Origin of the sequence: Dysgonomonas massiliensis, from assembly GCF_900240225.1 — a bacterium.
Classification (GTDB): Bacteria; Bacteroidota; Bacteroidia; order Bacteroidales; family Dysgonomonadaceae; genus Dysgonomonas; species Dysgonomonas massiliensis.
This window is the reverse complement of sequence record NZ_OEPV01000007.1, coordinates 81,348-105,183: the sequence shown is the minus strand read 5'-3', so window position 1 is coordinate 105,183 and position 23,836 is coordinate 81,348. Positions and strand designations below refer to the sequence as shown.

Here is a 23,836-nt window from a genome sequence, read left to right as displayed (position 1 = left end):
ACTTAGTTATTAATAATTCTAAAGACTGCATGATAATCTGTGTTTTATGACTGATGTGCGGGCCTTTTATACTTATAACAACTGAAGTTCGGAAAAAGATCAGTTGCGAGAAAATAAAATAGCGTCAGACGCAATCTGTTTTGTGCGCTGACGCTATTCGTTCTTAAGCCTATTTTAATTCTATTAGTTGCTAGGTATTACTCGTTTTATTGTACCATCGGCATTAAATTCCATCTTGTCAAAACATACTTCACGATATGTTCCTGGGTATGCTTTCTTGATGTCTGTACTTGAAATTCTGTGATATACAATATACCATTCGTCTTTGCCCGGTATCTGTAGAACAGAGTTGTGCCCAGTACCGTAAATTTCACGTGCTTCGTCTTTCATAATAACGATATTGTCAGCAGGGATAGTTAACGGGCCTAGTGGCGATTTTGATGTAGCATAACGTACTTTGTAGTTAACGCTTCCGGTGTCGTCTTCTGACCATAAGAAGTAATACAAGCCATTGCGATAGAATACAGTAATTGCTTCGCGAAATGTTTTATCTGGAGTCATTACTTTAACTGTATTCTTTTTGATAGACACCATGTCTTTGTTGAGTTCTGCTACAGCCATATAGCTATTGCCCCAATAGATATAGCTTTTTCCTGATTTAGGATCAGTAAATACATCAGGGTCTATTTGCTGTCCGCCTTTTACTCCCTCAGGTTTGAAGTCGATAAGTGGTTTCCCTGAATCTACGAAAGGTCCTTTTGGATCATCCGATACGGCAACACCTATTTTCTTTTCGCCACCATCTTGTCCACCGCTGAAATAGTAATAGTATTGATATTTGCCTTTTACCTTTTTCTCGATGATAGTTGGTGCCCAAGCATTTCCATTTGCCCATTTTACATCCTTTTTCAAATCGATGATCACGCCTTCATCAGTCCAGTCAACAAGATTTTCTGAAGAGAATGTTTTGAAGTAATATCCTCCCCATCCTTCGAATCCATCGCTGGTTGGGTATAGATAATATTTATTGTCTTTGTTTGAGTATAAAATATCAGGATCGGCATAATATCCTTCTATCACAGGATTGTTGGCTGTTGGCATTTCAAATCCAGCAGGAACTCCCCATTTGTTTGTAATAGCCTTCAATTCTTTTGCAGTAACGGGTATTATTGATCCATGACGAGGATGAAAATTCATGCTGATTTCTTGATCTATAACTTTGAATACGTCCAAGTCCTTGCTTTCGCAGAATTGATATTTTCCTTTCATGTATACATCATACATCAGGATGTATGTGTCGCTGTTGATTAGTTTAAATAGGCTAGATCCTTCTACAGCATCTCTTGTCTGCTGTTTGTAGCCTGGTTGCTCTATCCATTTGCCTGATGTTAAGCAGTCTGTAATAGCTAAACGGATGCCATTGCCATGTCCTTCGGTTTTATAGAACATATAAAACAATCCATTTTTGTTAATGATATCCCCATCTATACAAGATTTGCCATTTTTAGGGTTGAACAGAACTTTAGGCTCTCCTTCAAGATCTGTAAAATCAGCATTCGCATATGCGTAGTAGATGATGTCTGGTCCATCGCCGTGTTGCATCGACCAGTATATCATATATTTATTGGCATATGGATCGAATATTGTTTGAGGAGCCCAAACCCGTTTTAGATTTTCTTGGTTTTTGTATTTTGTCTGAATATTCACAACCGATGAGGTCCAGTTTACCAGATCAGTAGATTTGAGTAAAACCATTGCGCGGTTAGAATCCCAACCTTTTGATGAGGTCATGTCTGTCACCACCATGTAAAACGTTTTACCATCTTCGCATCTTATGATATGTGGATCACGTACACCTCCGGTAGAACTGATCTCTTTTGAATCAATAATTGGAGTGTTGTTGTTTACTGTCAAATAGTTGTATCCGTCGCGGCTGATGGCATAGCATATCGCCTCGTCTTTTACATCGTTTCCTTTGAAATAAGTGAATAAGTACCCAACAAAGTCCTTTTCGGTAGGACCATTCACGTAATTCTGAGCTTTTGCCGTACAAGCAAAGCCGATAAGAACCAGTAATGAAAGTAGTAATTTTTTTTGCATGATATTTTGATGTAGTTAATATATTGCTACTTGTACAATTGATTTAGTATTAACAGAACAAAGATATAGATAAGATATATTATCGATGTGTATAAATAAGTCATTAATATGTCGCAAATCAGTCAGACGTTAAAAGTTTAGTATATCTGTATTTGAAAATTATTACCTTTGAATGGGTTAATATTTATATTAAAAAACATGAGAATAGCTCTGTTAATTTCGCTCCTTTTTTGCACAACGATTGTATCAATATCTCAGGACTATGACATCAAAAGGCTAGGTATCGAAAATGGTCTTTCGAATAACTATGTTGTGAGTATAACTCAAGACAAAAAAGGTTTTTTGTGGTTTGCTACCGAGTCTGGCTTGTGTCGATTCGATGGCTCGAAATTCCGCGTGTATAAAAAAAATGAGAATGATAAGACTGCGTCTATCAGTGGAAACGAATTAAATAAAGTTTATGCTGATAAACATGATGATGTAATTTGGGTAGCAACACAACGTGAGGGTTTGAATATGTTCGACTATAAGACCGGACGATTTACTCATTACAGACATGTTCAAGGGGATACGCTAAGCATCATAACAAATGATATTACCGATATAACAAACTCGAGAGATGGTAATTTGTGGTTGTCCAGTTATTATAAAGGGGTCGAATACTTTGATAAACGAACAAAAACGTTTAAGCATTTCAATAAAAGTACATTGCCCGGGTTCCCAAGCGATAATATATGGGTGGTAAGAGAAGATAAAAGCGGATTGCTGTTTATAGGTCATGTGGCTGATGGATTGACGATCTATTCATTGAAAGACAAAACGTTGAAAAATTTCAAGAATAATCCGAGCGATAAAACGAGTTTGCCCGGAAACGAGGTGAGAAGTATTTGTTTTGATGAGAATAATAATGTTTGGATAGGGACAAACAACGGATTGGCTCTTTATGATAGAGATCAGGAGAACTTTAAAGTGTTCAGGAATGATCCGTCAAATAAAATGTCATTAGCAAGTAATTATGTATTCGGTATAGAACAGATGCATGATGGAAAGCTTTGGATAAGTACCGAAAAGGGAGGGATCAGTATTTTGGATTTTAGAAAAATAATGTTCCTGACTCCCGAGAAAGTTGAGTTTTCGAATATCGCATACAGTGATGATGAACGTGGATTGTCAAATCCGACATCGCGAACTGTTTTTCAAGATTCATATCATAATGTATGGATTGCAACTTATGGTGGCGGCGTTAACTTTATGAGCCATTATCCTTCAGTATTTAAAATTTGGGATTATTCGCCAGTTCAAACCGGAGATTATACACTGAATAACCATGTAGCATGGGGTATTACAGTAGATAGCCAAGATCGTATTTGGGTTGGGACAGACGGCGGCGGTGTGAATGTTTTTGAAAATGGCAAACGCCAAAAAGTCTTAGATCGAAAAAATAGTTCTCTTACGGATGATGCTGTATTGACGGCAATACGTGATTCGAAGAATAATATTTGGTTAGGAACCTTTACTGGAGGTGTGAATGTTTTTGATTCTCAGCAACGATTGATTTCTAGTTTTTTGATAGATAACTCTAATATAGATATACGCGGCTTTCACGAGGATAGAAATGGGAATATGTGGATTGCCTCTTCTGGTGGCTTGTATAAGAGAAATATCTCGAAAGGAGATGGTATTTTGTATACAAGAGAGAATTCTGATTTGTCGAATGGCTTGGTTCGATGTGTATTGGTTGATCAGAATGAGTTTGTTTGGGTAGGTTTCTTCGGAGGTGGTCTATCGGTTTATGATAAAGAATTTCGTTTGATCCGTAATTTTCAGACACGTAATGGATTTCCGTCTAATTCGGTAGATTATATATATCAGGATAGACAAAATAAGATTTGGATAGCAACGGGTGAAGGTCTGGTCGCTTTTGAAAAAGGTCGTGATTCTTTGTCCGATTTCCGAGTATATAATTCTCAGAATGGATATATTGATATTTATGTACGTGCAATAACGGAAGATGAGTCAGGAAATATATGGCTCAGTTCGAGTGAAGGTATAAGCCGTTTGGATGTTGCTGATATGAAATTTTATAATTATGATCGTCGTGATGGATTACCTCTGGGCGAGTTTATGAGTGGATCGGTAACTAAAGATTCACAAGGTCGTATCTATTTCGGTTCTCAGAATGGATTGTGCTTTTTTGATCCTAAAACTATAAGTGGAGGACATGCGTTGCCTGCTCCTGTGGTTACCAGCTTCTCGGTCTTTTCAAGTAAGGCTAATATTGCGAATGTTGAGACAGATATACCGGTCTCTTCAAATATAAATCTTGATTATACGCAAAATTCATTTAATATATCTTTCAATACTTTAGATTATGCATTGAGCGAAGTGGTAGATTATACGTATATGCTTCGTGGTCTAGATAATATATGGTATGAAAGTCAAGGGGATAATTCGATTAAGTTCAGAAATATTCCTCCCGGAAAATACGAGCTGCATTTAAAGTCGAAATTGAAAAATCAGGATTGGTCAGAAGATTTTGTTGTGATGACAATCAATATTGCTCCTCCAATGTGGTTGACTTGGTGGGCTTTGACTATTTATGCTGTAATTGCTGCTCTGATTGTATTCTTTATATTCCGTTTTTATAAGAAAAAAATGGACTTGGAGACGTATCTGCTTATAGAGAAGAGAGATAATATTCAAAAACAAACACTTAACGAAGAGCGATTGCGTTTTTTTACGAATATAACTCATGAATTGCGAACGCCATTAACTCTGATATTGGGTCCTCTTGAGGATTTGCAGAATGATGTAGCTATACCTGAAAAGCAAGCATTCAAAATAAATCTGGTTCACAGAAGTGCGATGCGATTGCTGAATCTGATAAATCAGATATTGGAATTCCGTAAAACTGAGACTCAAAATAAGAAACTAGCAGTTAGTAAAGGAGATATTGTGAGCTTAGTACATGAGACTGGGCTTAAGTATAAAGAGCTGAATGTAAATAAAAGAGTGAATGTGAATATACAGATTGAATGCGAAACGCTTGATATGTATTATGATACGGATGTGATTACGACTATTCTGGAGAATTTACTTTCGAATGCGATGAAGTATACACAAAAGGGAGATATTGATCTTATTCTTCGTGTAGTGAAAGAGAATGATCTCGATTTTGTGGAGATAGAAGTTAGAGATACAGGGCGAGGTATTCCTGAGGAGTCTTTAGGTAAGATCTTTGAGCGTTATTATCAGGCTGAAATAGATGGTAAAGTTTCGGGTACGGGTATCGGTCTGGCTTTGATAAAAAATCTGATCGATCTGCATCAGGGAGAAATATTTGTAAACAGTAAGGTTAACGTAGGAACTTCCTTTGTTGCGCGTTTCAGAAAAGATAATACATATGAAGGTGCATTACACCTAGATCCTGAAAAGTTAGAATCGGAGGTGAAAGAAAATGCAGAGATCGAAATTTCGGACAATAAGCCAGTAGTGCTTGTTGTTGAGGATGATGTCGATATCCTGGAGTATATTCAAAGTTCGCTTTCTCCTCTGTATAATGTGTTTACGGCTAAAAATGGTAAAGAAGGTTTGAAAGAGGCTTTTGCTCGTATTCCCGATTTAATAGTGAGCGATATTATGATGCCTGAGATGGATGGCTTGGAGATGAGCCGTAAGTTGAAGCATGATGTCAGAACTAGCCATATTCCGATTGTACTGTTAACCGCAAAAGATTCTATACAAGATAGAACTGAAGGCTATGACATCGGCGTGGATTCGTATTTAACTAAGCCTTTTAGTGCGAATCTTTTGCAGAGTCGTATTGTAAACTTGTTGGAGCAACGTCGAAGATTAGCTGAACAGATAAATTCTAATGCTGTAGATAAAGGCTCGATTGTAATAGAGTCACTGAATAAGTTGGATGAAGAATTTATGGAAAAGGTGACATCTATAATCGAAGAAAATCTTGAGTCGGATAAGGTAGATGTAGCTTTCATCGCCGAAAGTGTAAATATGAGCCACTCTACACTCTATCGAAAAATAAAAGCTTTGGCCGGAATATCGGTTAACGAGTTTATTCGTAAGGTGAGGATTCGTAGCGCCGAAAAATTGTTGTTGAGTGGGAAATATACGATTTCCGAAGTTTCGTATATGGTAGGCTTCAATAGTAATACTTATTTCCGTCAATGTTTTAAGGAGGAATTCGGTTTAACGCCCTCTGATTATTTGAAAAGTATCATGAAAGGTAAATAAAGAGCTATATGACGGATTTTTCAACCCTTTATGAATAATTTGTAAGCCTCTATTTGTTTTTTTATCCCCTATTTTTGTTCATGAAAAATCATAATTAAATATCATGAATTTAAAACTACTTTGTTTGGGGCTAATACTTAGTTTAGTATCTGTGAAGAGCTATTCTCAAGTATCATTTGGACAGCCAGAAAAAATCGGTAAAGATTGGAAGTTTAGTTTAGGAGACATTAAAGATGGACAATCTGTCTCGCTAAACGATAGTCGTTGGCAATCGGTAGATGTACCTCACGACTGGAGTGTCAGAGGTCAGTATAGTCCTTCGTTGGCTAGCTGTACGGGATACTTGCCAGGAGGAATAGGTTGGTACCGCAAAACTATTAATGTTCCGCAGGATAAAGACGGTCAAAAAGTTTATTTGTACTTCGAAGGAGTATATAATCGTAGCGAGGTTTATATCAACGGCCAATTGTTGGGTAAGCGTCCTAATGGTTATGTGTCATTCATGTATGATGCAACTCCATATGTGAAATACGGAGAAGAAAACGTTATTGCTGTTCGTGTCGATCATAGTCAATCGGCAGACTCGCGTTGGTATACTGGTTCGGGAGTTTATCGTGATGTATGGATGGTTTATGCTAATCCTATCCATATAGCAGAGTGGGGAGTATATGCATACCCCGAAAAAGTGAAAAACGACTATGTGCTAAACGTAGAAGTTGACGTGACAAATAGCGAAGCTAAAGATGCAACATTGAGCGTGAAGAATGAACTATTTGATGCAGCTGGTAAAAAAGTTGCTACAAATGTTAAGGCGTTGAAAGTTGGTTCCAAAGCAAATAATAAAGTATCAATTGCAATGAAAGTAAACAAGCCTCAACTTTGGAGCTTGGATAATCCAGCTCTTTATGAGTTGAAAACTACTGTATTGCAAAATGGTAAAGAAATAGATAAAACAACTACTCGTACAGGTTTCAGAACATATACATTCGATCCGAACAAAGGATTTGCTTTGAACGGAGAGTGGATGAAAGTAAAAGGAGTTTGTTTGCATCACGATGCAGGTGTGCTAGGTTCTGCCGTTCCTCGTGAAGTATGGAAAAGAAGATTACTTACGCTAAAAGAACTTGGAGTAAATGCAATCAGAACAAGTCATAATCCTCAGGCACCGGATCTATATCATCTGTGTGACGAAATAGGATTGCTAGTTATGAACGAAGCATTCGACGAGTGGGAATTCCCTAAACGTAAATGGATAGAAGGTTGGAATGTAGGTACACCTGGATTTCAGGGAACATTCGATTTCTTCGAAGAGTGGGGCGAAAGAGACTTAGCCGATATGGTACGTCGTGATCGCAATCATATATCGATCTTTGCTTGGAGTGTAGGTAATGAAGTGGACTATCCGAACGATCCATATTCGCATCCAGTACTTGATGGTGGTTCTTCTACAGGATTTACTCAACCAATATTCGGAGGTTACAAAAAAGACGCTCCAGATGCTATGCGTTTGGGATATATTGCAAAACGCTTGGTGAAAGTTGTTAAAGAATTTGATAAATCTCGTCCTACTACAGCAGGATTGGCTGGTGTAGCTATGTCAAACGAAACAGAATATCCGGGTGCTATAGATATCGCAGGTTATAATTATACTGAAAGTATGTATGAGTCGGATCATAAAAAGTATCCTAATCGTGTTATCTATGGTAGCGAGAATCGTCATGAACTAAAGGACTGGAAACATGTACGTGACAAAGAATATATCTTCGGACAATTCTTGTGGACTGGTATCGACTATTTAGGTGAATCAGGACGCTGGCCTTCACGTGGATTCTATTCAGGATTGCTAGACTTTGGTGGATTTATCAAGCCTCGTGGTTACTATCGTCAAGCTCTGTGGTCAAGCAAGCCGATGGCTTATCTGGGTACTTATCCTACTCCTGGAAAAGGAGCTAAGAGCCAGATGAAAGACGTATGGTCTCAGTTGGATGCTTCTAATGATAAGAACTACGAAGAAAAAGTTCCTTCAATGGATGCTTGGTCAATCTGGAACTACCAAGAAGGACAATCAATCCGCGTTGTATGTTATACAAATGCAGCTAAAGCAAAATTGATGCTAAACGGCAAGGAAGTGGGTGCTGTTAAAGAATATGATGATAATACTGGTATTATTTTCTGGGATATACCTTACAAAGCTGGTAAGCTAGAGGTTGTTGGTCTAGATAAAGAAAACAAAGAAGTATCTCGTTACTCTATCAATTCTTCAAAACAACCATATGCATTAAAGGTTGCTCGCACTGATGCCGAAATTACAAAAGATGGCTTGGCTCAAGTTGTAATTCAAGTGGTTGACGAAGATGGTCAGCCAGTAATGCTTGCAGATAATGAAGTGACATGCCATATTGCTGGTCCTGCAAAACTTCTAGGTCTTGAGGCAAGCAACAACGAAGATATGACAGATTATACAGATAATAAACAACGTGTATTCCACGGCCATATCTTAGCTTATATCCAATCTACGGGAGCTGAGGGTGAAATTAAAGTGAAGTTTACTTCGCCATGGCTTAAGGATGTTGAGACTTCTATCAAAGTGAAATAATATTTCACTAGGTCTATAAATTCTATTTTTATGTACAGAGTGGTATCCTGCTGCTCTGTACATTCTCTATTTTAAAGAGTGTTTCCTTATTAATCTAAATTTAAAGCTTTGCTCCAATCTCGATGTAGGTTCCTGTTTTGAATGGATTCAGATAGCTGCTATGGGGTGTGGATCAAATCAAATTTAATAGTACAATAACGTATGTTTTAAAGCATATTTTAATAAGTGTATGAATTTACACTTATTGTTATCTTTGAATAAATTAATATTAAACAAATATTGTCATCCGGATATTGCTGTATAACATCGAAAAATTATAACATGAAAAAACTTACTTTATTACTTCTAGTATTATTTACATCATTAGCGCTTAGTTCGCAGACCCAGATAATAACAAGCCCCGACTCAAACTTAAAAGTTAATCTTGAGATAAAAGCGGGTAAGCCGGTTTATTCTGTGACATATAAGGATAAAGTTATGCTCGAAGATTCTCCTCTGGGTTTTGTTACAAATATTGGAGACTTTAGTGAGAATCTTAATTATGTGTCTTATAAAGAGTCGAAAGAGTCAAAGAACTACACATTAAAGACTACTAAAAAGAGCGAGATAAATACCGAAGCGAATGTAGGAGCCTATAAGCTAACAAATAAGGATAAAAAGGAATTCAGCATTGTTTTCTATGTGAGCAATAATGACGTAGCTTTCAGATATGAAATGCCTCAATATGGCGAAACAGCATGTTGTGTTATCGAAAGCGAGGCAACCGGATTCAATTTTCCTCAGCAGACAACGACATTCATTACACCACAGTCTGATCCTATGATTGGATGGATGCGTACAAAGCCAAGTTATGAGGAAGAGTATACTGCAGATGAACCGATAGGTACTCGTTCGAAATATGGCAGAGGCTATACATTCCCTTCTCTTTTCCATATAGGTAATGATGGTTGGGTTTTAGTTTCCGAAACTGGAGTTAGCAGTCTTTATTGCGGATCGCGCCTTGGTGATGGAACTGCTGATGGACTATATAAGATCGAATTCCCAATGGAAGGGGAGAATAATGGCTTAGGAAGCTCTACTCCAGGTTTGGCATTGCCAGGTCAAACACCTTGGCGTACGATCACAGTTGGTGATAATCTGAAGCCAATAGTAGAAACGACAATCGCATTCGATGTTGTTGAACCATTGTATGAGCCATCTCAAGATTACAAACATGGACGTTCGACTTGGAGTTGGATTATGTGGCAAGACAATAGTGTAAATTATGACGATCAGATCAAATACATTGATCTTGCAGCAGAAATGGGATACGAATATGTATTGATTGATGGTTTGTGGGATAAACAAATTGGTCGTGAACGCATGCCATCTTTATTTAAATATGCGCAAAGCAAGGGTGTAGATGTTTTCCTTTGGTATAACTCAAACGGTTATTGGAACGATGCCCCTCAAGGAGCGAAGCAATGTATGAGTAATTCTGTTGCCCGTAAGAGAGAAATGAAGTGGCTTAAAGAAAATGGTATCAAAGGTCTGAAAGTGGACTTCTTCGCTGGTGATAAGCAGGAAACGATGAAGTTGTACGAAGATATCCTTGTAGATGCTAACGAATATGGATTGATGATTATTTTCCACGGATGTACTTTGCCTCGCGGTTGGGAGAAAATGTATCCAAACTATGTGGGCAGCGAGGCAGTGTTAGCTTCAGAAAACTTAATCTTTACGCAAGAAGCTAATGATGCAGAAGCATTTAATGCAGCACTGCATCCTTTCATCCGTAATTCGGTAGGTTCTATGGAGTTCGGTCCGGTACTTTTGAATAAACGTCACAATCGTACTAATGATGGAGGACGCGTTCGCAAGACTACTGATATTTTCCAATTGGCTACAGCTGTATTATTCCAAAATCCGGTACAGATGTTTGCTATTGCCCCTAATAATCTGACAGATGTGCCTTCTTTTGAAATCGATTTTATGAAGAAAGTTCCAACAACATGGGATGAGGTTCGTTATATTGATGGTTATCCTGGGCAGTATTGTGTGCTGGCTCGTCGTCATGCCGACAAGTGGTATTTGGTTGCAGTGAATGCAAAAAAAGAAGCGATTAAACTTACTGTAACAGCCGATATATTTGCTGGAATGGAGGTCAACAAGTTCTTTGATAATAAGAAACGTGAACCACAGTTCAAATCGGAGAAAATAAAAGCTAACGGAGTTATTACACTTGAAATTCAACCAGAAGGCGCAGTCATATTGACAAATGAAAAATATTAATAACTGTATATAGATATAAAATCATGAAGATTAATTTTACTAAAGCTTTGGGACTTGCTGCACTATTGTTTTTCGGTCAGCAATCATTTGCCCAGCAATCATACGAGTTTTCGCTTGATATAAAGAAGAAAGGTGCACCTATCCATTCAACTATGTACGGGCTTTTCTTCGAGGATATCAACTTTGCTGCTGATGGAGGCCTCTATGCGGAAATGGTAAAGAATCGTTCGTTCGATTTTCCTCAGAACTTGATGGGATGGTATACTTTTGGTAATGTCCAAGTTGTAAATGAAAATTCACCATTCGAAAGAAATCCAAATTATCTGATTCTTTCTGATCCAGGACATGCTCACAAGCATACGGGAATAGAGAATGAAGGATTCAGAGGCATGGGCTTCAAAAAAGGTGAGACTTATCGTTTCTCAGTATGGGCTAAGAAAGTAAATTCTAACGATGATCAAAAAATCAGAGTAGAATTCATCAATTCCAAAAATGACAGAATAGGTAGCAAAGATGTTGTTATTAACTCTACAGATTGGAAAAAGTACGAAGTAGTTATTCCGGCTGAGGATACAGAAAGTAAAGGCCGTTTACGTATATTCCTTAGATCTAAAGGGACGATAGCAATGGAGCATGTTTCATTGTTCCCTACGGATACATATAAAGGACGCGAGAATGGTTTAAGAAAAGATTTAGCTCAAGCCTTGGCAGATATTAAACCGGGAGTATTCCGTTTCCCTGGTGGTTGTATTGTTGAAGGAACAGATATTGATACACGTTACGATTGGAAAAAAAGTGTTGGTCCTGTTGAAAACAGACCTTTGAACGAAAACCGTTGGCACTATACTTTTACACATCGTTTCTATCCGGATTATTATCAAAGCTACGGCTTGGGTTTTTATGAGTACTTCCTTTTGTCAGAAGATATGGGAGCAGAGCCTCTACCGGTTCTGAATTGTGGCTTAGCTTGTCAATATCAGAACGATGGTGAACATTGTCATATTCCGGTTGGAGAATTGGAGGATTATATTCAAGATGCTCTTGATTTGATTGAGTTTGCAAATGGTCCGGTTACATCTAAATGGGGTAAAGTGCGAGCAGAGATGGGGCATCCCGAGCCATTCAATTTGAAGTATGTTGGTATCGGTAATGAGCAATGGGGAAAAGAATATCCGGAACGTCTTGCGGTATTCGTGAAAGAATTGCGAGATAAGCATCCAGAAATTAAGTTGATAGGAAGTTCCGGCCCTTCTGCTGATGGAGAGCAATTCGAATACTTGTGGCCAGAGATGAAACGTCTGAAAGTGGATTTAGTAGACGAGCATTACTATAAAGAACCAGAGTGGTTCTTGAACAATGCGGCGCGCTATGATAATTACGACCGCAAACGTCCGGCTGTTTTTGCAGGCGAATATGCATCTCATGATCATTCTACTGGTAAGCAAAATAACTTCCTTTCGGCTTTGACTGAAGCTGCGTTTATGACCGGTCTTGAGCGTAATGCAGATATCGTTCATATGTGTACTTATGCGCCATTGTTTGCTCATGTTGACGGATGGCAATGGAATCCTGATATGATCTGGTTCGATAACCTGAGAATGATGAAAACGCCTAACTATTATGTTCAGCAGCTATATGCTCACAATGCAGGGACAAATACAGCTTCTCTTCTTTGGAGTAAGGATAAGACAACGATAACAGGACAAGGCAAAATTTACGCTTCTGCTGTCTACGATAAAAACGAGGACTGTTATATTGTAAAAGTTGCCAATGTAAATAAAAGCGGAGTAGAAGTAAAAGTGACTATCACTGGAGCCAAAAAGAATACAGTATTCTCGGTAGGCGATTGCGTGCAAATAAAGAGTAATGATCTGAAGCAGATTAATACTTTGGACAATCCGTCTAACTTGGTTCCGGAGAAAACTACGGCTACTATTGAAGGAAATGTTCTGACAATCAAAGCTGATGCTCAGTCATTCGGAGTATATAAGATCAAAATGTGATTATACAGATAATAAATTCCTGAAAATTAAAGGGGTAATAAGAAAATCTTATTACCCCTTTTTATTTGATTCTTGGCGAATTAAATTTCAACTACTGATGCATCAGGAGCATTCTTTTTAACAGATTCGATACCGTTGTCTCTAGAAGCTTCGCTTTCGTACATCTCACTTGTTCCGATAACTTGTCCGTTCGTTGCTTTCAGATTGAAATATGGTTTGCCATTTTTAGCAGTTAATTTTTCATATCTTTTATCTTCAGGAGCATTTTTCTTTACAGACTCAATACCGTTCATACAAGCAGCTTTCGTAGTATAAGCTTCACTTGTTAAGATAGTTTGTCCATTACTTGCTTTCAAGTTGAACTGAAATTGGTTATCCTTTCTTACTTTTACTTCGAATTTTCCCATAGTGCAAACTTTTAAATTAGTGTTTTAATATAAACGCTTTTAGTTTATTATTTGATTTTAGAATTGTGTTAAAATTTAATGCCAATCAGTTTATTTAAGCAAGAAGCTCAAATCATCTCCTGGAGCGTATTCTTTAGGTTCTTCTCCACCTTTGAATAGCTTCATGTTTTTATCTCCTTTAAGAGTCATCTTGTCTCCTTCTACTAATAACATTGTGCCTTCGCGCAGACCTACAACCGGCATACTAGGATTTACACAACAGAATTCATTGATGCGATCATCACGAGTCTCACCTCCATGACCAGCCGGATGATAATCAGTATAGTGCGGATTGATTTGGAATGGAATAAGATTGATCGTGTCGAATCCTTTCGGATCAACGATAGGCATATCGTTTGTTGTACGTAATGTAGGACATGCTACGTTAGATCCTGCACTCCATCCAATATAAGGAGTCCCATTTTCTATTTTTTGGCGAATTACACCCATTAGCTCATGTTCGCGTAAGCTGCGAACCAAACTCCATGTATTACCGCCTCCAATTATGATAGCGTCAGCTTTTTTAACAGCTTCAATGTCTTCTTCGAAACGATGAATGCCTTTAACTGTAATACCTACTTGATTTAAACTGCGATTTACTTTCTCTTCGTACTCGTCGCGTGAGAATGTTACGCCTGCATATGGTATAAAGATAATATTGGATGTTATACCTCCTAAGAAATCTTTAATAGCTTGCCGAGGATAAGATAAATATTCTTCTCCAGGGTTTGTCGAGTTGCTGATGAGTAATAATCTTTTCATAGTTAGTTCGGTTAAATTAGTTATACTTCTCGAAAGATACAAAAAGGATGCAATTTGGCAAAACCTTATTACATCCTTTCGTCCTCAACGGTTGCAGCTTATTTTGTTAAATTGGCAATATTTTCTTTGATTGTCGCTATTTTACTTTCGGCGTCAGCTTGTTTTTTACGTTCATTATCAACGATTTCAGTCTTTGCGTTAGCCACGAATTTCTCATTGCTCAATTTCTTCTGTACTGATATTAAAAATCCTTCAAGATATTTCAATTCACTGTTTAATTTCTCTAATTCTGCTTCAATATCGATATTATTCCCTAACGGAATAGAGAATTCTGTAGTTCCGGCAAGGAATGTCGAGGCTGTAGCTTCTGCATTTTCGACTTGAGTAATACCAATCAGATTTCCCATTTTCAAGATAACCGGATTGAATGCCTGATTGAAGTCGGTTCCTTCTCCTTTGAATTGAAGGTTTAATTCTTCTTTGTTCGGAATATTCTTTTGTAGACGAACTGTGCGGATATGTGATACGATATCTTTAATCATATCGAAATCTTTAAGCAATTGTTCGTCAATATTCTTGGCAGCAGGCATGTCGGCAATCATGATGCTTTCACCTTCTTTACGATCAGCCAAAGCTTGCCACAATTCTTCTGTAATGAATGGCATGAATGGATGTAGCAGACGCAATAGCGAATCGAAGAATCCTAGAGTCGCATCGTAGGTCTTCTTATCGATAGGCTTCTGATAAGCCGGTTTTACCATCTCCAGATACCAAGACGAGAATTCGTCCCAGAATAGTTTGTAAACTGCCATTAGCGCTTCCGAAAGACGGAATTTGCCGAACAAATCATCAACTTCAGCTATCGTTCTCGAAAGAATATTGTCGAACCACTGAATTGCCATTGCGGCAGCTTCGGGTTGTTCGATAGTTGCATCTACTTCCCAGCCTTTAACCAAGCGGAAGGCATTCCATATCTTGTTATTGAAGTTACGTCCTTGCTCGCATAATGCTTCGTCGAAAGGTATATCGTTACCAGCCGGAGCAGTAAGTAACAATCCCATACGAACGGCATCGGCTCCGTATTGAGCGATAAGATCGAGCGGATCGGGTGAGTTACCCAATTGTTTCGACATCTTACGGCCTTGTTTGTCGCGGACGATACCTGTAAAGTATACGTTTTTGAAACACTCTTCGTTGCGGTATTCATATCCAGCCATGATCATACGTGCTACCCAGAAGAAAATAATGTCCGGACCGGTTACTAGATCGCTGGTAGGGTAGTAGTATTTTATTTCGTCGTTTTCAGGATTGTTGATTCCGTCGAAAACCGAAATAGGCCACAACCACGAAGAGAACCAAGTATCGAGACAGTCTTCATCTTGACGAAGATCTTCAAGTGTATAATCTGGATTTTTCTTACGAGCTTCTTCCAATGCTTTTTCGGCTGTTTCGCCAACGACGAAACCTCCTTCAGGAAGGAAGTATGCCGGAATACGATGTCCCCACCACAACTGACGACTGATATTCCAGTCTTTTATATTTTCCATCCAGTAACGGTATGTGTTTTTGTAACGTGCCGGATAGAATTTGATAGTGTCGTTTTCTACAGCTTCAAGTGCAGGTTTTGCAAGTCCTTCCATCTTAAGGAACCATTGCATAGACAGTTTTGGCTCGATAGGAACATTTGTACGCTCCGAATATCCAACCTTATTGGTATAAGCTTCGGTCTTTTCCATCAATCCCGCAGCTTCCAAGTCTTTCTCTATTTTCTTTCGAACATCGAAACGATCCATGCCGGCGTAGACCAGGCCGTGTTCGTTCAAAGTTCCGTTATCGTTGAAAATATCGATAGCTTCTAAGTTGTATTTTTCACCAAGCATGTAGTCATTCACATCGTGTGCAGGTGTTACTTTCAAGCATCCTGTACCAAATTCCATATCTACATAGTCATCTTCGATGATAGGCACAACACGGTTTGCAATCGGAACGATTACTTTTTTGCCTTTCAGATGTGCTGTTTTTTCATCATTCGGGTTGATACATACAGCAACGTCGCCGAAGATTGTTTCCGGACGAGTAGTTGCAATTACTGCATATCCGTCTTCTCCTTCGATTTTGTAACGAAGGTAATATAGTTTACCATGTTCTTCTTTGTGGATAACTTCTTCATCCGAAATTGCCGTTTTTGCACTCGGATCCCAGTTTACCATACGAACACCACGGTAGATAAGCCCTTTATTGTATAGATCAACAAAAACCTTGATTACACTCTCCGAGCGTTTCTCGTCAAGAGTGAAAGCTGTACGATCCCAGTCGCACGAAGCTCCTAGTTTACGAAGCTGTTTTAAGATTATATCGCCATGCTCGTTAGTCCAATCCCAAGCATGTTCAAGGAATTTTTCGCGAGTCAGGTCTGTCTTTTTGATTCCTTGCGATGCTAGTCTGTTTACAACCTTCGCCTCAGTAGCGATAGATGCGTGGTCGGTACCCGGTACCCAACAAGCATTTTTACCCATCATGCGGGCGCGGCGAACAAGGATATCCTGAATACTATTGTTCAACATGTGCCCCATATGAAGTACTCCGGTTACGTTTGGCGGCGGGATGACGACAGTGTATGGCTCGCGATTGTCGGGTTCGGAGTGGAACAATTTATTTCCCTCCCAATACTGATACCATTTGTCCTCTATCTCGGACGGATTGTACTTACTTGCTAATTCCATGCTAACAAAAATAATAGTATATTAATATTCTAAAGATCGACAAAATTACGAAATTGTTTATAAACTATTTATAAATCAAACTGAAAAAGCAGTCTTGTCCCTTTTTGTTCGGATTTTGATTTGTCTGTAAAGTTTTATATGATTGATAATCAGTTTGTATTTTGTTAAAAAGTGACACTCGTATACACATTTTTATCTTTTCTGTTTTTTGTATTACTGCTTAATTTTTAAGACTTTAAACTTTCAAGTATAGATAAAGTTTGGTAATATTGCTAAATTAATACCCATTGTATGAGAAGAGTACCTATTTTCATTATAATACTTTTAATTGCGATATGTACAATAGCGAATGATGGTAGTTATTGTGTGAGTGGGAATACGCTGAAGCCTCTTGTTGAAACGCGTATTTCTATAACGAAAGAAATCCTGACTATTACTCGTAATAAAAAAGATAACCAAAAGGTAGATGTGTCAGTCTACTATGAATTTAATAATCCGGATGAAGCCAAGAAATTGATTGTCGGATTTGAAGCTATGAGTCCGAGTGGAGATGTGAATTTCGAGCCTATTAAAGGACATCATCCGTATATGACAGATTTTACAGTTGAGATGAACGATAGGGTTTTACCATACAAAATTCATCTAGCTAGTGATAGTTTGTATTTCACAGATGGAGCATTTCGAGAGATGTCGGATAAAGAGATTGCAGAAGAAGTTTACGACCAATATTCAGAGGGTATATATGTCTATCACTTCAATGCATATTTCAAACCTGGCAAAAATATTATTAAGCATACATATACATGTGAGTTGTCATCTTCAGTAATTGATAACTATTCGTTCGATTATGTCCTTACCGCTGCTATGCGATGGGGAAACAGGCAAATAGATGATTTTACATTGATAATTGATATGGGAGACGACGAATTATTGCAAATACCTCAAACATTTTTTGGTAGTTCTAATGATTGGTTGCTGGTAGGACTAGGGAAGAGTACTTCTTCGTCTCGTGCCGATGAAGAAGTATATTATAGAAGTACTAAATACTCTCAGTTTTATATAAAAAGAGGTAAGCTGATTTTTCAGAAGAAAAATTTTAAAACTCAAGGTGAATTGTATTTCTACAGCCCTAGGATTGAAATGTTTTGTGACTCTTTCGATCTCAATTCAGATTCGATACTGAACCCGATGAACTTAATAGGTAATGAATATCTAGAAGAGGCTATCAAACCAGCTGATTCTTTATCGCGAAAAGTACTTCGTAACCTACCATTTGCTATACGTGGATATATTTTCAAAAATAATGATCTTCAAACGTATTTTGAAAAGCAGGTTTGGTATTTTCCAAATCAAGAATATGTTACTACTGAAATATCTTGTTTGAGCGAGAGGGAGCAGAATTGGGTAAAAGCATGGAGTGATTAATTTCATCTGAAAAATCACTTTTTTTAGTTGTGCTGTGATTTTTCGGCCGCTTATGGCGACTAACCATGAAATGGATTTGTACAAGATGATAAATTGAAACCCAACTTTTTTCATCATAATATCAATATAAGGGACAAAAAAGAATTGTTTATGAAAAAATTATTAACACTGTTAACGCTTGCTACAGTTTTTCTTTTTGCTGGAACTATTAATGCGCAGGCACAAGCAAAAATTGAATACACCGAGTATGATATGGATAACGGATTACATGTAATCCTCCATCAGGATCACACATCGCCAAATGTAATGGTGGCATTGATGTATCATGTAGGTGCAAAAAATGAATCACCTGATAAAACAGGTTTTGCTCACTTTTTCGAGCATTTGATGTTCGAAGGTTCTGAAAATATTGGTCGTGGCGAATACATGAACATCATTCAGGCTAATGGCGGTACATTGAATGCTAATACAACACAAGACCGTACATATTATTTTCAGATGATGCCGTCTAATCAGTTAGAACTGGCATTGTGGATGGAGTCGGAACGAATGCTTCATGCAAAGATCGATACTACTGGAGTAAATACTCAAAAAGGAGTAGTTATCGAGGAGCGTAAGCAATCTTACGATAGCAGACCTTATGGTACTTGGATGGAACAAATGGGCGAATTGGCTTTTACTACTCATCCTTATCGTTGGCAAACAATAGGTAATCCCGAACATATCAGAAATGCTACATTCGACGATATTAATAACTTCTATAAAACATATTATGTACCGAATAATGCGGTGCTTATCCTGACTGGAGATTTCGAAGAAGCACAAGCTAAAGAATGGATACAAAAGTATTTCGGAGATATTCCTCGCGGAACACGCGAAATATATCGTCCTACGATCGTTGAGCCTCTTGATAAAAAAGAAGTAAGAAAAGTAATTTACGATAAGGTTCAGCTTCCTGCTGTATTTATGGGGTATCATTCTCCGGCACTGGGAACAAAAGATGCTTATGCCTTAGAGATCCTTTGCAGCATACTTCAGGGAGGTAAGAGCTCACGTTTCAAAACAAATATTACAGACAAAGGACTTGCTCTTGAAACTGCAATGTTTCCTTATATACAGGAGCATCCTGGATTGACATATGCTATTGGTTTCGCTAATGCAGGAGGCAGTGCCGAGGAAGTTGAAAATGCGATGACTGCCGAAATAGATAAAGTTATAAACGAATTGGTTTCGGAAGAAGAATTCCAGATGGCAATGGCTTCTATTGAATACGGAGTAGCAAATGGATTGATTTCAATCTCAAATAAAGCTGAGATTTTTGCTGACAGTTATACTTATTTCAAGGATGCAAGCCGCATCAATAAACTATTGGATAATTATAGTAATATCACAAGAGAAGACTTGCGTGATGTAGCAAAAAAATATCTACACAAAGACAACAGAGCTATTCTGTACTATCTGCCAGAATCGATGAAAAAATAATACCAAACTATAATTAATAAAGAATAACAATGAAAAAAACATTATATATACTATCGTTACTTTTAGTTTGTGTATTTACAGTCAATGCACAGAAACTAGATAGAAGTATTCAGCCGAAGGCTGCTCCTGCCAAAGAAATTGATTTTAAAGATGCTCAGACTTTTACTTTGGCTAATGGACTGAAAGTTTTTGTTGTAGAGGATAATCGTGCTCCGGTTGTTTATTACTCGCTTAGTTTGGATGTAAAACCTGCATTGGAAGGAGAAAAGGCTGGTTCAAGAGATCTGTTTAGCTCGGTTATGGGTACTGCTACAACAAACAGATCTAAGGAACAACTAAATAAAGATATAGACCTTATCGGTGCACACATCACAGCAGGGGCGTCAGGGGCTTATGCCAGTGGATTAAAAAAATATGATGCGAAAATGCTGGAACTGATGTCGGATATGATCTTCAATCCTAAATTTGATCAAGAAGAATTGGATTTGCAGAGAGATAAACTTAAGAGTGGACTTTCTATGGTTGCAGATGATCCGAGTTCTATCAACGAAAGAGTTTCAAGTGTACTAGTATATGGTAAAGGATTTCCTGCAGGTGAGGTTCAAACTGTGAAATCAGTAGAGAATGTAACTTTAGCCGATCTAGAAAATTATTATAAAACTTATTTTGCTCCAAACGTGTCTCGTCTTGTTATAGTAGGAGACATCACTCTGAAAGAAGCTAAGGCTAATGCAGAAAAATATTTTGGAAAATGGGCTAAGAAAGATGTTCCGGTTGCAAAATATACAATACCTCAGTTGCCTGCTTCTTCAAAAGTTGCTATGGTGACTAAGGATGGTGCACCTCAGTCGGCAATCAATATAGCTTATCCTTTGGATTATAAACCCGGAGCTCCAGATGCAGCAGTCGTATCGTTGTTAAACTATACTTATGGAGGTGGTTCGGCTAGCCGTCTGTTTAAAAATCTGAGAGAAACTCATAGTTATACTTACGGAGTTTATAGCAGTATCAGCAGTGGTGAATTGGTCGGTTCATTCGGGCTAAGCTCGGGCCGTGGTGCAGGTTCGGTAAAAGCTGCAGCTACTGATAGTGCAATCTTTCAGATTTTCTACGAAATGGACCAAATGATAAATAAGCCAATCGGAGAGAAAGAATTAAAAGATGCGAAAGCAGCCTTGGCTGGAAGTTTTGGCCGTTCGGTAAGCGAACCATCTGTTATTGCAGGTTATGCCGTTAATATTGATAAGTATAATTTGCCTAAAGATTACTACAAAAACTACTTGAAACGTCTTGAAGCAGTAACAACAGCAGATATTCAAGCGGCAGCAAAGAAATATCTGAAGCCAGATAATGCTTTCATCGTTGTGGTTGGAGATAAATCGTACGCTGAAGGACTAAAGAAATTTGCGGCTGATGGTGTTGTGAGTTATTATGATATTGATGGAAATCCGACTGAAGCACCTAAAGCTAAATCGGCAGATGTAACAGCCGAAGAGGTTATTGCAAACTATGTTGAAGCAATTGGAGGAAAAGATGCTGTTGAAAAAGTAGAGACTTATAAAACTGAAGGACAGATGAGCATGATGGGTCAGAATGTGAATATGCTTGTCGCTTTCAAAAAACCAAATAGTGTAGCTACTCATATCACGATGGGTGATATGGTAATTCAAAAAATAATTTACGATGGTAATGTGTTGAAGCTTTCGGGTATGCAAGGAGATAAAGAATATACTGAAGGTGATGAAGTGGATGAAATAAAAAATAATGCAGGTTTTTGTCCTGAGAGAAACTATATCAAGAATGGTTATGAGTTAAGTGTTGAAGGTATTGAGCCTGTTAACGGAAAGGATGCTTATGTGCTGAAAGTTAACAAAGGAAAAGTATCAATGACAGAATATTATGACGTAGAATCAGGCTTGAAAGTCAAAACAGCTGCTACAGTTGAAGGTCCTCAAGGGCAAATTCAGCAGATAACTGAAATCAATGACTATAGAGTTGTTGATGGGCTGAAAGTAGCATTTGAAATGAAACAAACTGTAATGAATATGGCAACGTCAACTACTTTAACAAGCGTTGAAATAAACAAACCAATAGACGAAGCAATATTTAAATAATAAATTAATTCATTACAATAAAAAGCACCGCTACGATAGCGGTGCTTTTTATTGTGGTATCCCGATTATTTTATTTTCTCGAAATAAGGTGTTCTTGATAATGGTACATCAATAGAGATAGTTTTACCTCCATTATGTATTTTACCCAAATCGTCTTTCCATTTGCCTTTAGGAAGCATTACCTGACGGCTATTTCCTGATGTTATCATCGGTGCAACTAGGTATTTGTCTCCTAGCATGAACTGATCACTACATTCTGAATAACCTTGATGCGGAAAACTATATTCCATACTACGGATAATTGGTTCTCCTGTTGTTGCTGCAATTTTGGCAAAGTCGAGAATATATTTGGAAAAATGCTGATGCAGATGTGCTGCTTCGGACACAATTTTCAAATTTTCTTTATTTAAAATTCGCCATGGGGCAACCGAAAATTGCATCATTGGCATAAGAGCATGTATTTGAGCTGACCTTACGATTAGTTCTTGATCAAATTTGTCGGAGTCGATATTCAAAAAAGCGCTGAATGATCCGCCGCCTATCATATCGGGGCATGTGTATGCGTGTCCAAGGAGACCGGCTGTTGTCATCTGTGGGATAAGAGAAGCTGCAGCTCCCCATGAGTATCCTTTGTCACCCAATCGTTGTACGATTTCGGTTCCCCCTAGTTTCCATGATGTGCGTAGCTCATTGAAAGGGAATTTCATCCCAAAGGCAGCCCATGCTTCGCAGAATTCGTTAGCTGTCGCCTCATTGTCATAGAATATATAATCTCCTTTCATATAAGCAACATCTGCTCCGTCAAATTTGTAGCCATCGATACCGTATTCTTTTTGGAGTTTTACAAGTTGCTGTTCAACATATTCTACGGTCTTAGGATTCGTCATATCAAAACAAGCACTGTATCCATTCCACCAATCTATAATTGCTATTTCTCCCTCTTTATTTTTAACTAGCAGATCATTCTTTGCCAGTTCTCTGTATTCTCTACTATCCGGCGAAACATATGGACATATCCACAACATGACATCAAATCCCATGGCATGCAGGCTGTCTGTCATAGCCTTAGGATCAGGGAAAGTCTCGGGCTTAAATTCGAAATTTCCATAGTATTTTTGCCAATTATCGTCAATCATAAATATTCCTGTCGGGAAATTATGGTCAATGACATTCTTTGCATACTTTATGATATCTTTTTGGTTCTGGTCGTACATGAGTTCTATCCAGGTGTTGTACTGAGGTTTTGAGAAAAAAACTTCTTCTGGAACTTTTCCTGAAGGAGGAAAATGTTTTTGACTGGCTGCTAGATATGCTTCACGGAGAGTTGCTCCAGCATTTATTGCCTCAATGTTGGATTCGTAGTCCGAAAATATCTTTAAAGTATCTTCTGAGAATTGAAAGCTAAAAGGTTTGTCGCACCAAACATATCGTCCCATGTTCGAGACAAAAAGAGGTATCAACTGATTGTTAAAGTTTTCTTTGCTTAAGTCGTAAATACGTGTGTTTGATTTGTATGGCATCTCGTGCCCCAACCCAACAAAAGCTCCCCACCATTTCTCGTCTGGCAAGGAGTTTATATTTACGCTATATTGCTTTTGGCTAAATAGGTTATTGATGAATAAAACTAATAGTAATGTTGTTAGAATTCTTATTTTCATTG

Annotated in this window: 12 protein-coding genes; 7 read left to right on the top strand and 5 right to left on the bottom strand. The window is 38.0% G+C overall.

Translation table 11 applies throughout. From position 1 onward, the window contains the following. Positions 1–183 precede the first annotated feature (183 nt). Positions 184–2,100, bottom strand: a complete 1,917-nt coding sequence (locus tag C1A06_RS08510) for a glycoside hydrolase family 43 protein (RefSeq protein ID WP_101689835.1) — start codon at positions 2,098–2,100, stop codon at positions 184–186. A 198-nt stretch (positions 2,101–2,298) separates the two neighbouring features. Here C1A06_RS08510 and C1A06_RS08505 point away from each other — a divergent pair, with 198 nt between their 5' ends. From C1A06_RS08505 to C1A06_RS08490, 4 genes are all read left to right on the top strand, one after another. Then, positions 2,299–6,354: a hybrid sensor histidine kinase/response regulator transcription factor gene (locus tag C1A06_RS08505; RefSeq protein WP_101689834.1), complete on the top strand. Its 4,056-nt coding sequence runs from the start codon at positions 2,299–2,301 to the stop codon at positions 6,352–6,354. 103 nt (positions 6,355–6,457) lie between these two features. Further along, positions 6,458–8,950, top strand: a complete 2,493-nt coding sequence (locus C1A06_RS08500; protein ID WP_101689833.1) for a glycoside hydrolase family 2 TIM barrel-domain containing protein — start codon at positions 6,458–6,460, stop codon at positions 8,948–8,950. 321 nt (positions 8,951–9,271) lie between these two features. Then, the gene (locus C1A06_RS08495) at positions 9,272–11,221 is read left to right on the top strand and encodes a glycoside hydrolase family 97 protein (RefSeq protein WP_101689832.1); all 1,950 of its coding nucleotides are present in this window, start codon (positions 9,272–9,274) and stop codon (positions 11,219–11,221) included. A gap of 23 nt (positions 11,222–11,244) precedes the next feature. Continuing rightward, the gene (locus C1A06_RS08490) at positions 11,245–13,224 is read left to right on the top strand and encodes an alpha-L-arabinofuranosidase family protein (RefSeq protein ID WP_101689831.1); all 1,980 of its coding nucleotides are present in this window, start codon (positions 11,245–11,247) and stop codon (positions 13,222–13,224) included. Between the two features lie 80 nt (positions 13,225–13,304). Here C1A06_RS08490 and C1A06_RS08485 read toward each other — a convergent pair whose 3' ends face one another. The 3 genes from C1A06_RS08485 to C1A06_RS08475 all read right to left on the bottom strand — a co-directional run bounded on the left by C1A06_RS08485 (position 13,305) and on the right by C1A06_RS08475 (position 17,155). Further along, positions 13,305–13,631 (bottom strand): YegP family protein, encoded by a 327-nt coding sequence (locus C1A06_RS08485; protein WP_101689830.1) that lies wholly within the window; start codon positions 13,629–13,631, stop codon positions 13,305–13,307. A 90-nt stretch (positions 13,632–13,721) separates the two neighbouring features. Then, entirely contained in the window at positions 13,722–14,432 is a 711-nt protein-coding gene (gene pepE / locus C1A06_RS08480) for a dipeptidase PepE (protein WP_101689829.1), read from the bottom strand. Between the two features lie 98 nt (positions 14,433–14,530). Further along, entirely contained in the window at positions 14,531–17,155 is a 2,625-nt protein-coding gene (locus C1A06_RS08475; RefSeq protein ID WP_101689828.1) for a valine--tRNA ligase, read from the bottom strand. A gap of 291 nt (positions 17,156–17,446) precedes the next feature. Between C1A06_RS08475 and C1A06_RS08470 the strand changes: the two genes are divergently transcribed. The 3 genes from C1A06_RS08470 to C1A06_RS08460 all read left to right on the top strand — a co-directional run bounded on the left by C1A06_RS08470 (position 17,447) and on the right by C1A06_RS08460 (position 22,176). Then, the gene (locus tag C1A06_RS08470) at positions 17,447–18,580 is read left to right on the top strand and encodes a YARHG domain-containing protein (RefSeq protein WP_101689827.1); all 1,134 of its coding nucleotides are present in this window, start codon (positions 17,447–17,449) and stop codon (positions 18,578–18,580) included. Between the two features lie 150 nt (positions 18,581–18,730). Continuing rightward, positions 18,731–20,062: a M16 family metallopeptidase gene (locus C1A06_RS08465; protein WP_101689826.1), complete on the top strand. Its 1,332-nt coding sequence runs from the start codon at positions 18,731–18,733 to the stop codon at positions 20,060–20,062. A gap of 29 nt (positions 20,063–20,091) precedes the next feature. Further along, positions 20,092–22,176, top strand: coding sequence for an insulinase family protein (locus tag C1A06_RS08460; protein ID WP_101689825.1), 2,085 nt, complete (start codon positions 20,092–20,094; stop codon positions 22,174–22,176). Between the two features lie 65 nt (positions 22,177–22,241). Here the strand turns inward: C1A06_RS08460 and C1A06_RS08455 are convergent, their stop codons facing one another. Continuing rightward, positions 22,242–23,834 (bottom strand): glycoside hydrolase family 31 protein, encoded by a 1,593-nt coding sequence (locus C1A06_RS08455; RefSeq protein ID WP_101689824.1) that lies wholly within the window; start codon positions 23,832–23,834, stop codon positions 22,242–22,244. Positions 23,835–23,836: the final 2 nt, after the last annotated feature.

What these genes read in the sequence shown, in the direction of transcription:
- C1A06_RS08510 (WP_101689835.1), bottom strand. Translation starts at nt 2,100, where the DNA reads ATGCAAAAAAAATTACTACTTTCATTACTGGTTCTTATCGGCTTTGCT.
- C1A06_RS08505 (WP_101689834.1), top strand. Translation starts at nt 2,299, where the DNA reads ATGAGAATAGCTCTGTTAATTTCGCTCCTTTTTTGCACAACGATTGTA.
- C1A06_RS08500 (WP_101689833.1), top strand. Translation starts at nt 6,458, where the DNA reads ATGAATTTAAAACTACTTTGTTTGGGGCTAATACTTAGTTTAGTATCT.
- C1A06_RS08495 (WP_101689832.1), top strand. Translation starts at nt 9,272, where the DNA reads ATGAAAAAACTTACTTTATTACTTCTAGTATTATTTACATCATTAGCG.
- C1A06_RS08490 (WP_101689831.1), top strand. Translation starts at nt 11,245, where the DNA reads ATGAAGATTAATTTTACTAAAGCTTTGGGACTTGCTGCACTATTGTTT.
- C1A06_RS08485 (WP_101689830.1), bottom strand. Translation starts at nt 13,631, where the DNA reads ATGGGAAAATTCGAAGTAAAAGTAAGAAAGGATAACCAATTTCAGTTC.
- pepE (WP_101689829.1), bottom strand. Translation starts at nt 14,432, where the DNA reads ATGAAAAGATTATTACTCATCAGCAACTCGACAAACCCTGGAGAAGAA.
- C1A06_RS08475 (WP_101689828.1), bottom strand. Translation starts at nt 17,155, where the DNA reads ATGGAATTAGCAAGTAAGTACAATCCGTCCGAGATAGAGGACAAATGG.
- C1A06_RS08470 (WP_101689827.1), top strand. Translation starts at nt 17,447, where the DNA reads ATGAGAAGAGTACCTATTTTCATTATAATACTTTTAATTGCGATATGT.
- C1A06_RS08465 (WP_101689826.1), top strand. Translation starts at nt 18,731, where the DNA reads ATGAAAAAATTATTAACACTGTTAACGCTTGCTACAGTTTTTCTTTTT.
- C1A06_RS08460 (WP_101689825.1), top strand. Translation starts at nt 20,092, where the DNA reads ATGAAAAAAACATTATATATACTATCGTTACTTTTAGTTTGTGTATTT.
- C1A06_RS08455 (WP_101689824.1), bottom strand. Translation starts at nt 23,834, where the DNA reads ATGAAAATAAGAATTCTAACAACATTACTATTAGTTTTATTCATCAAT.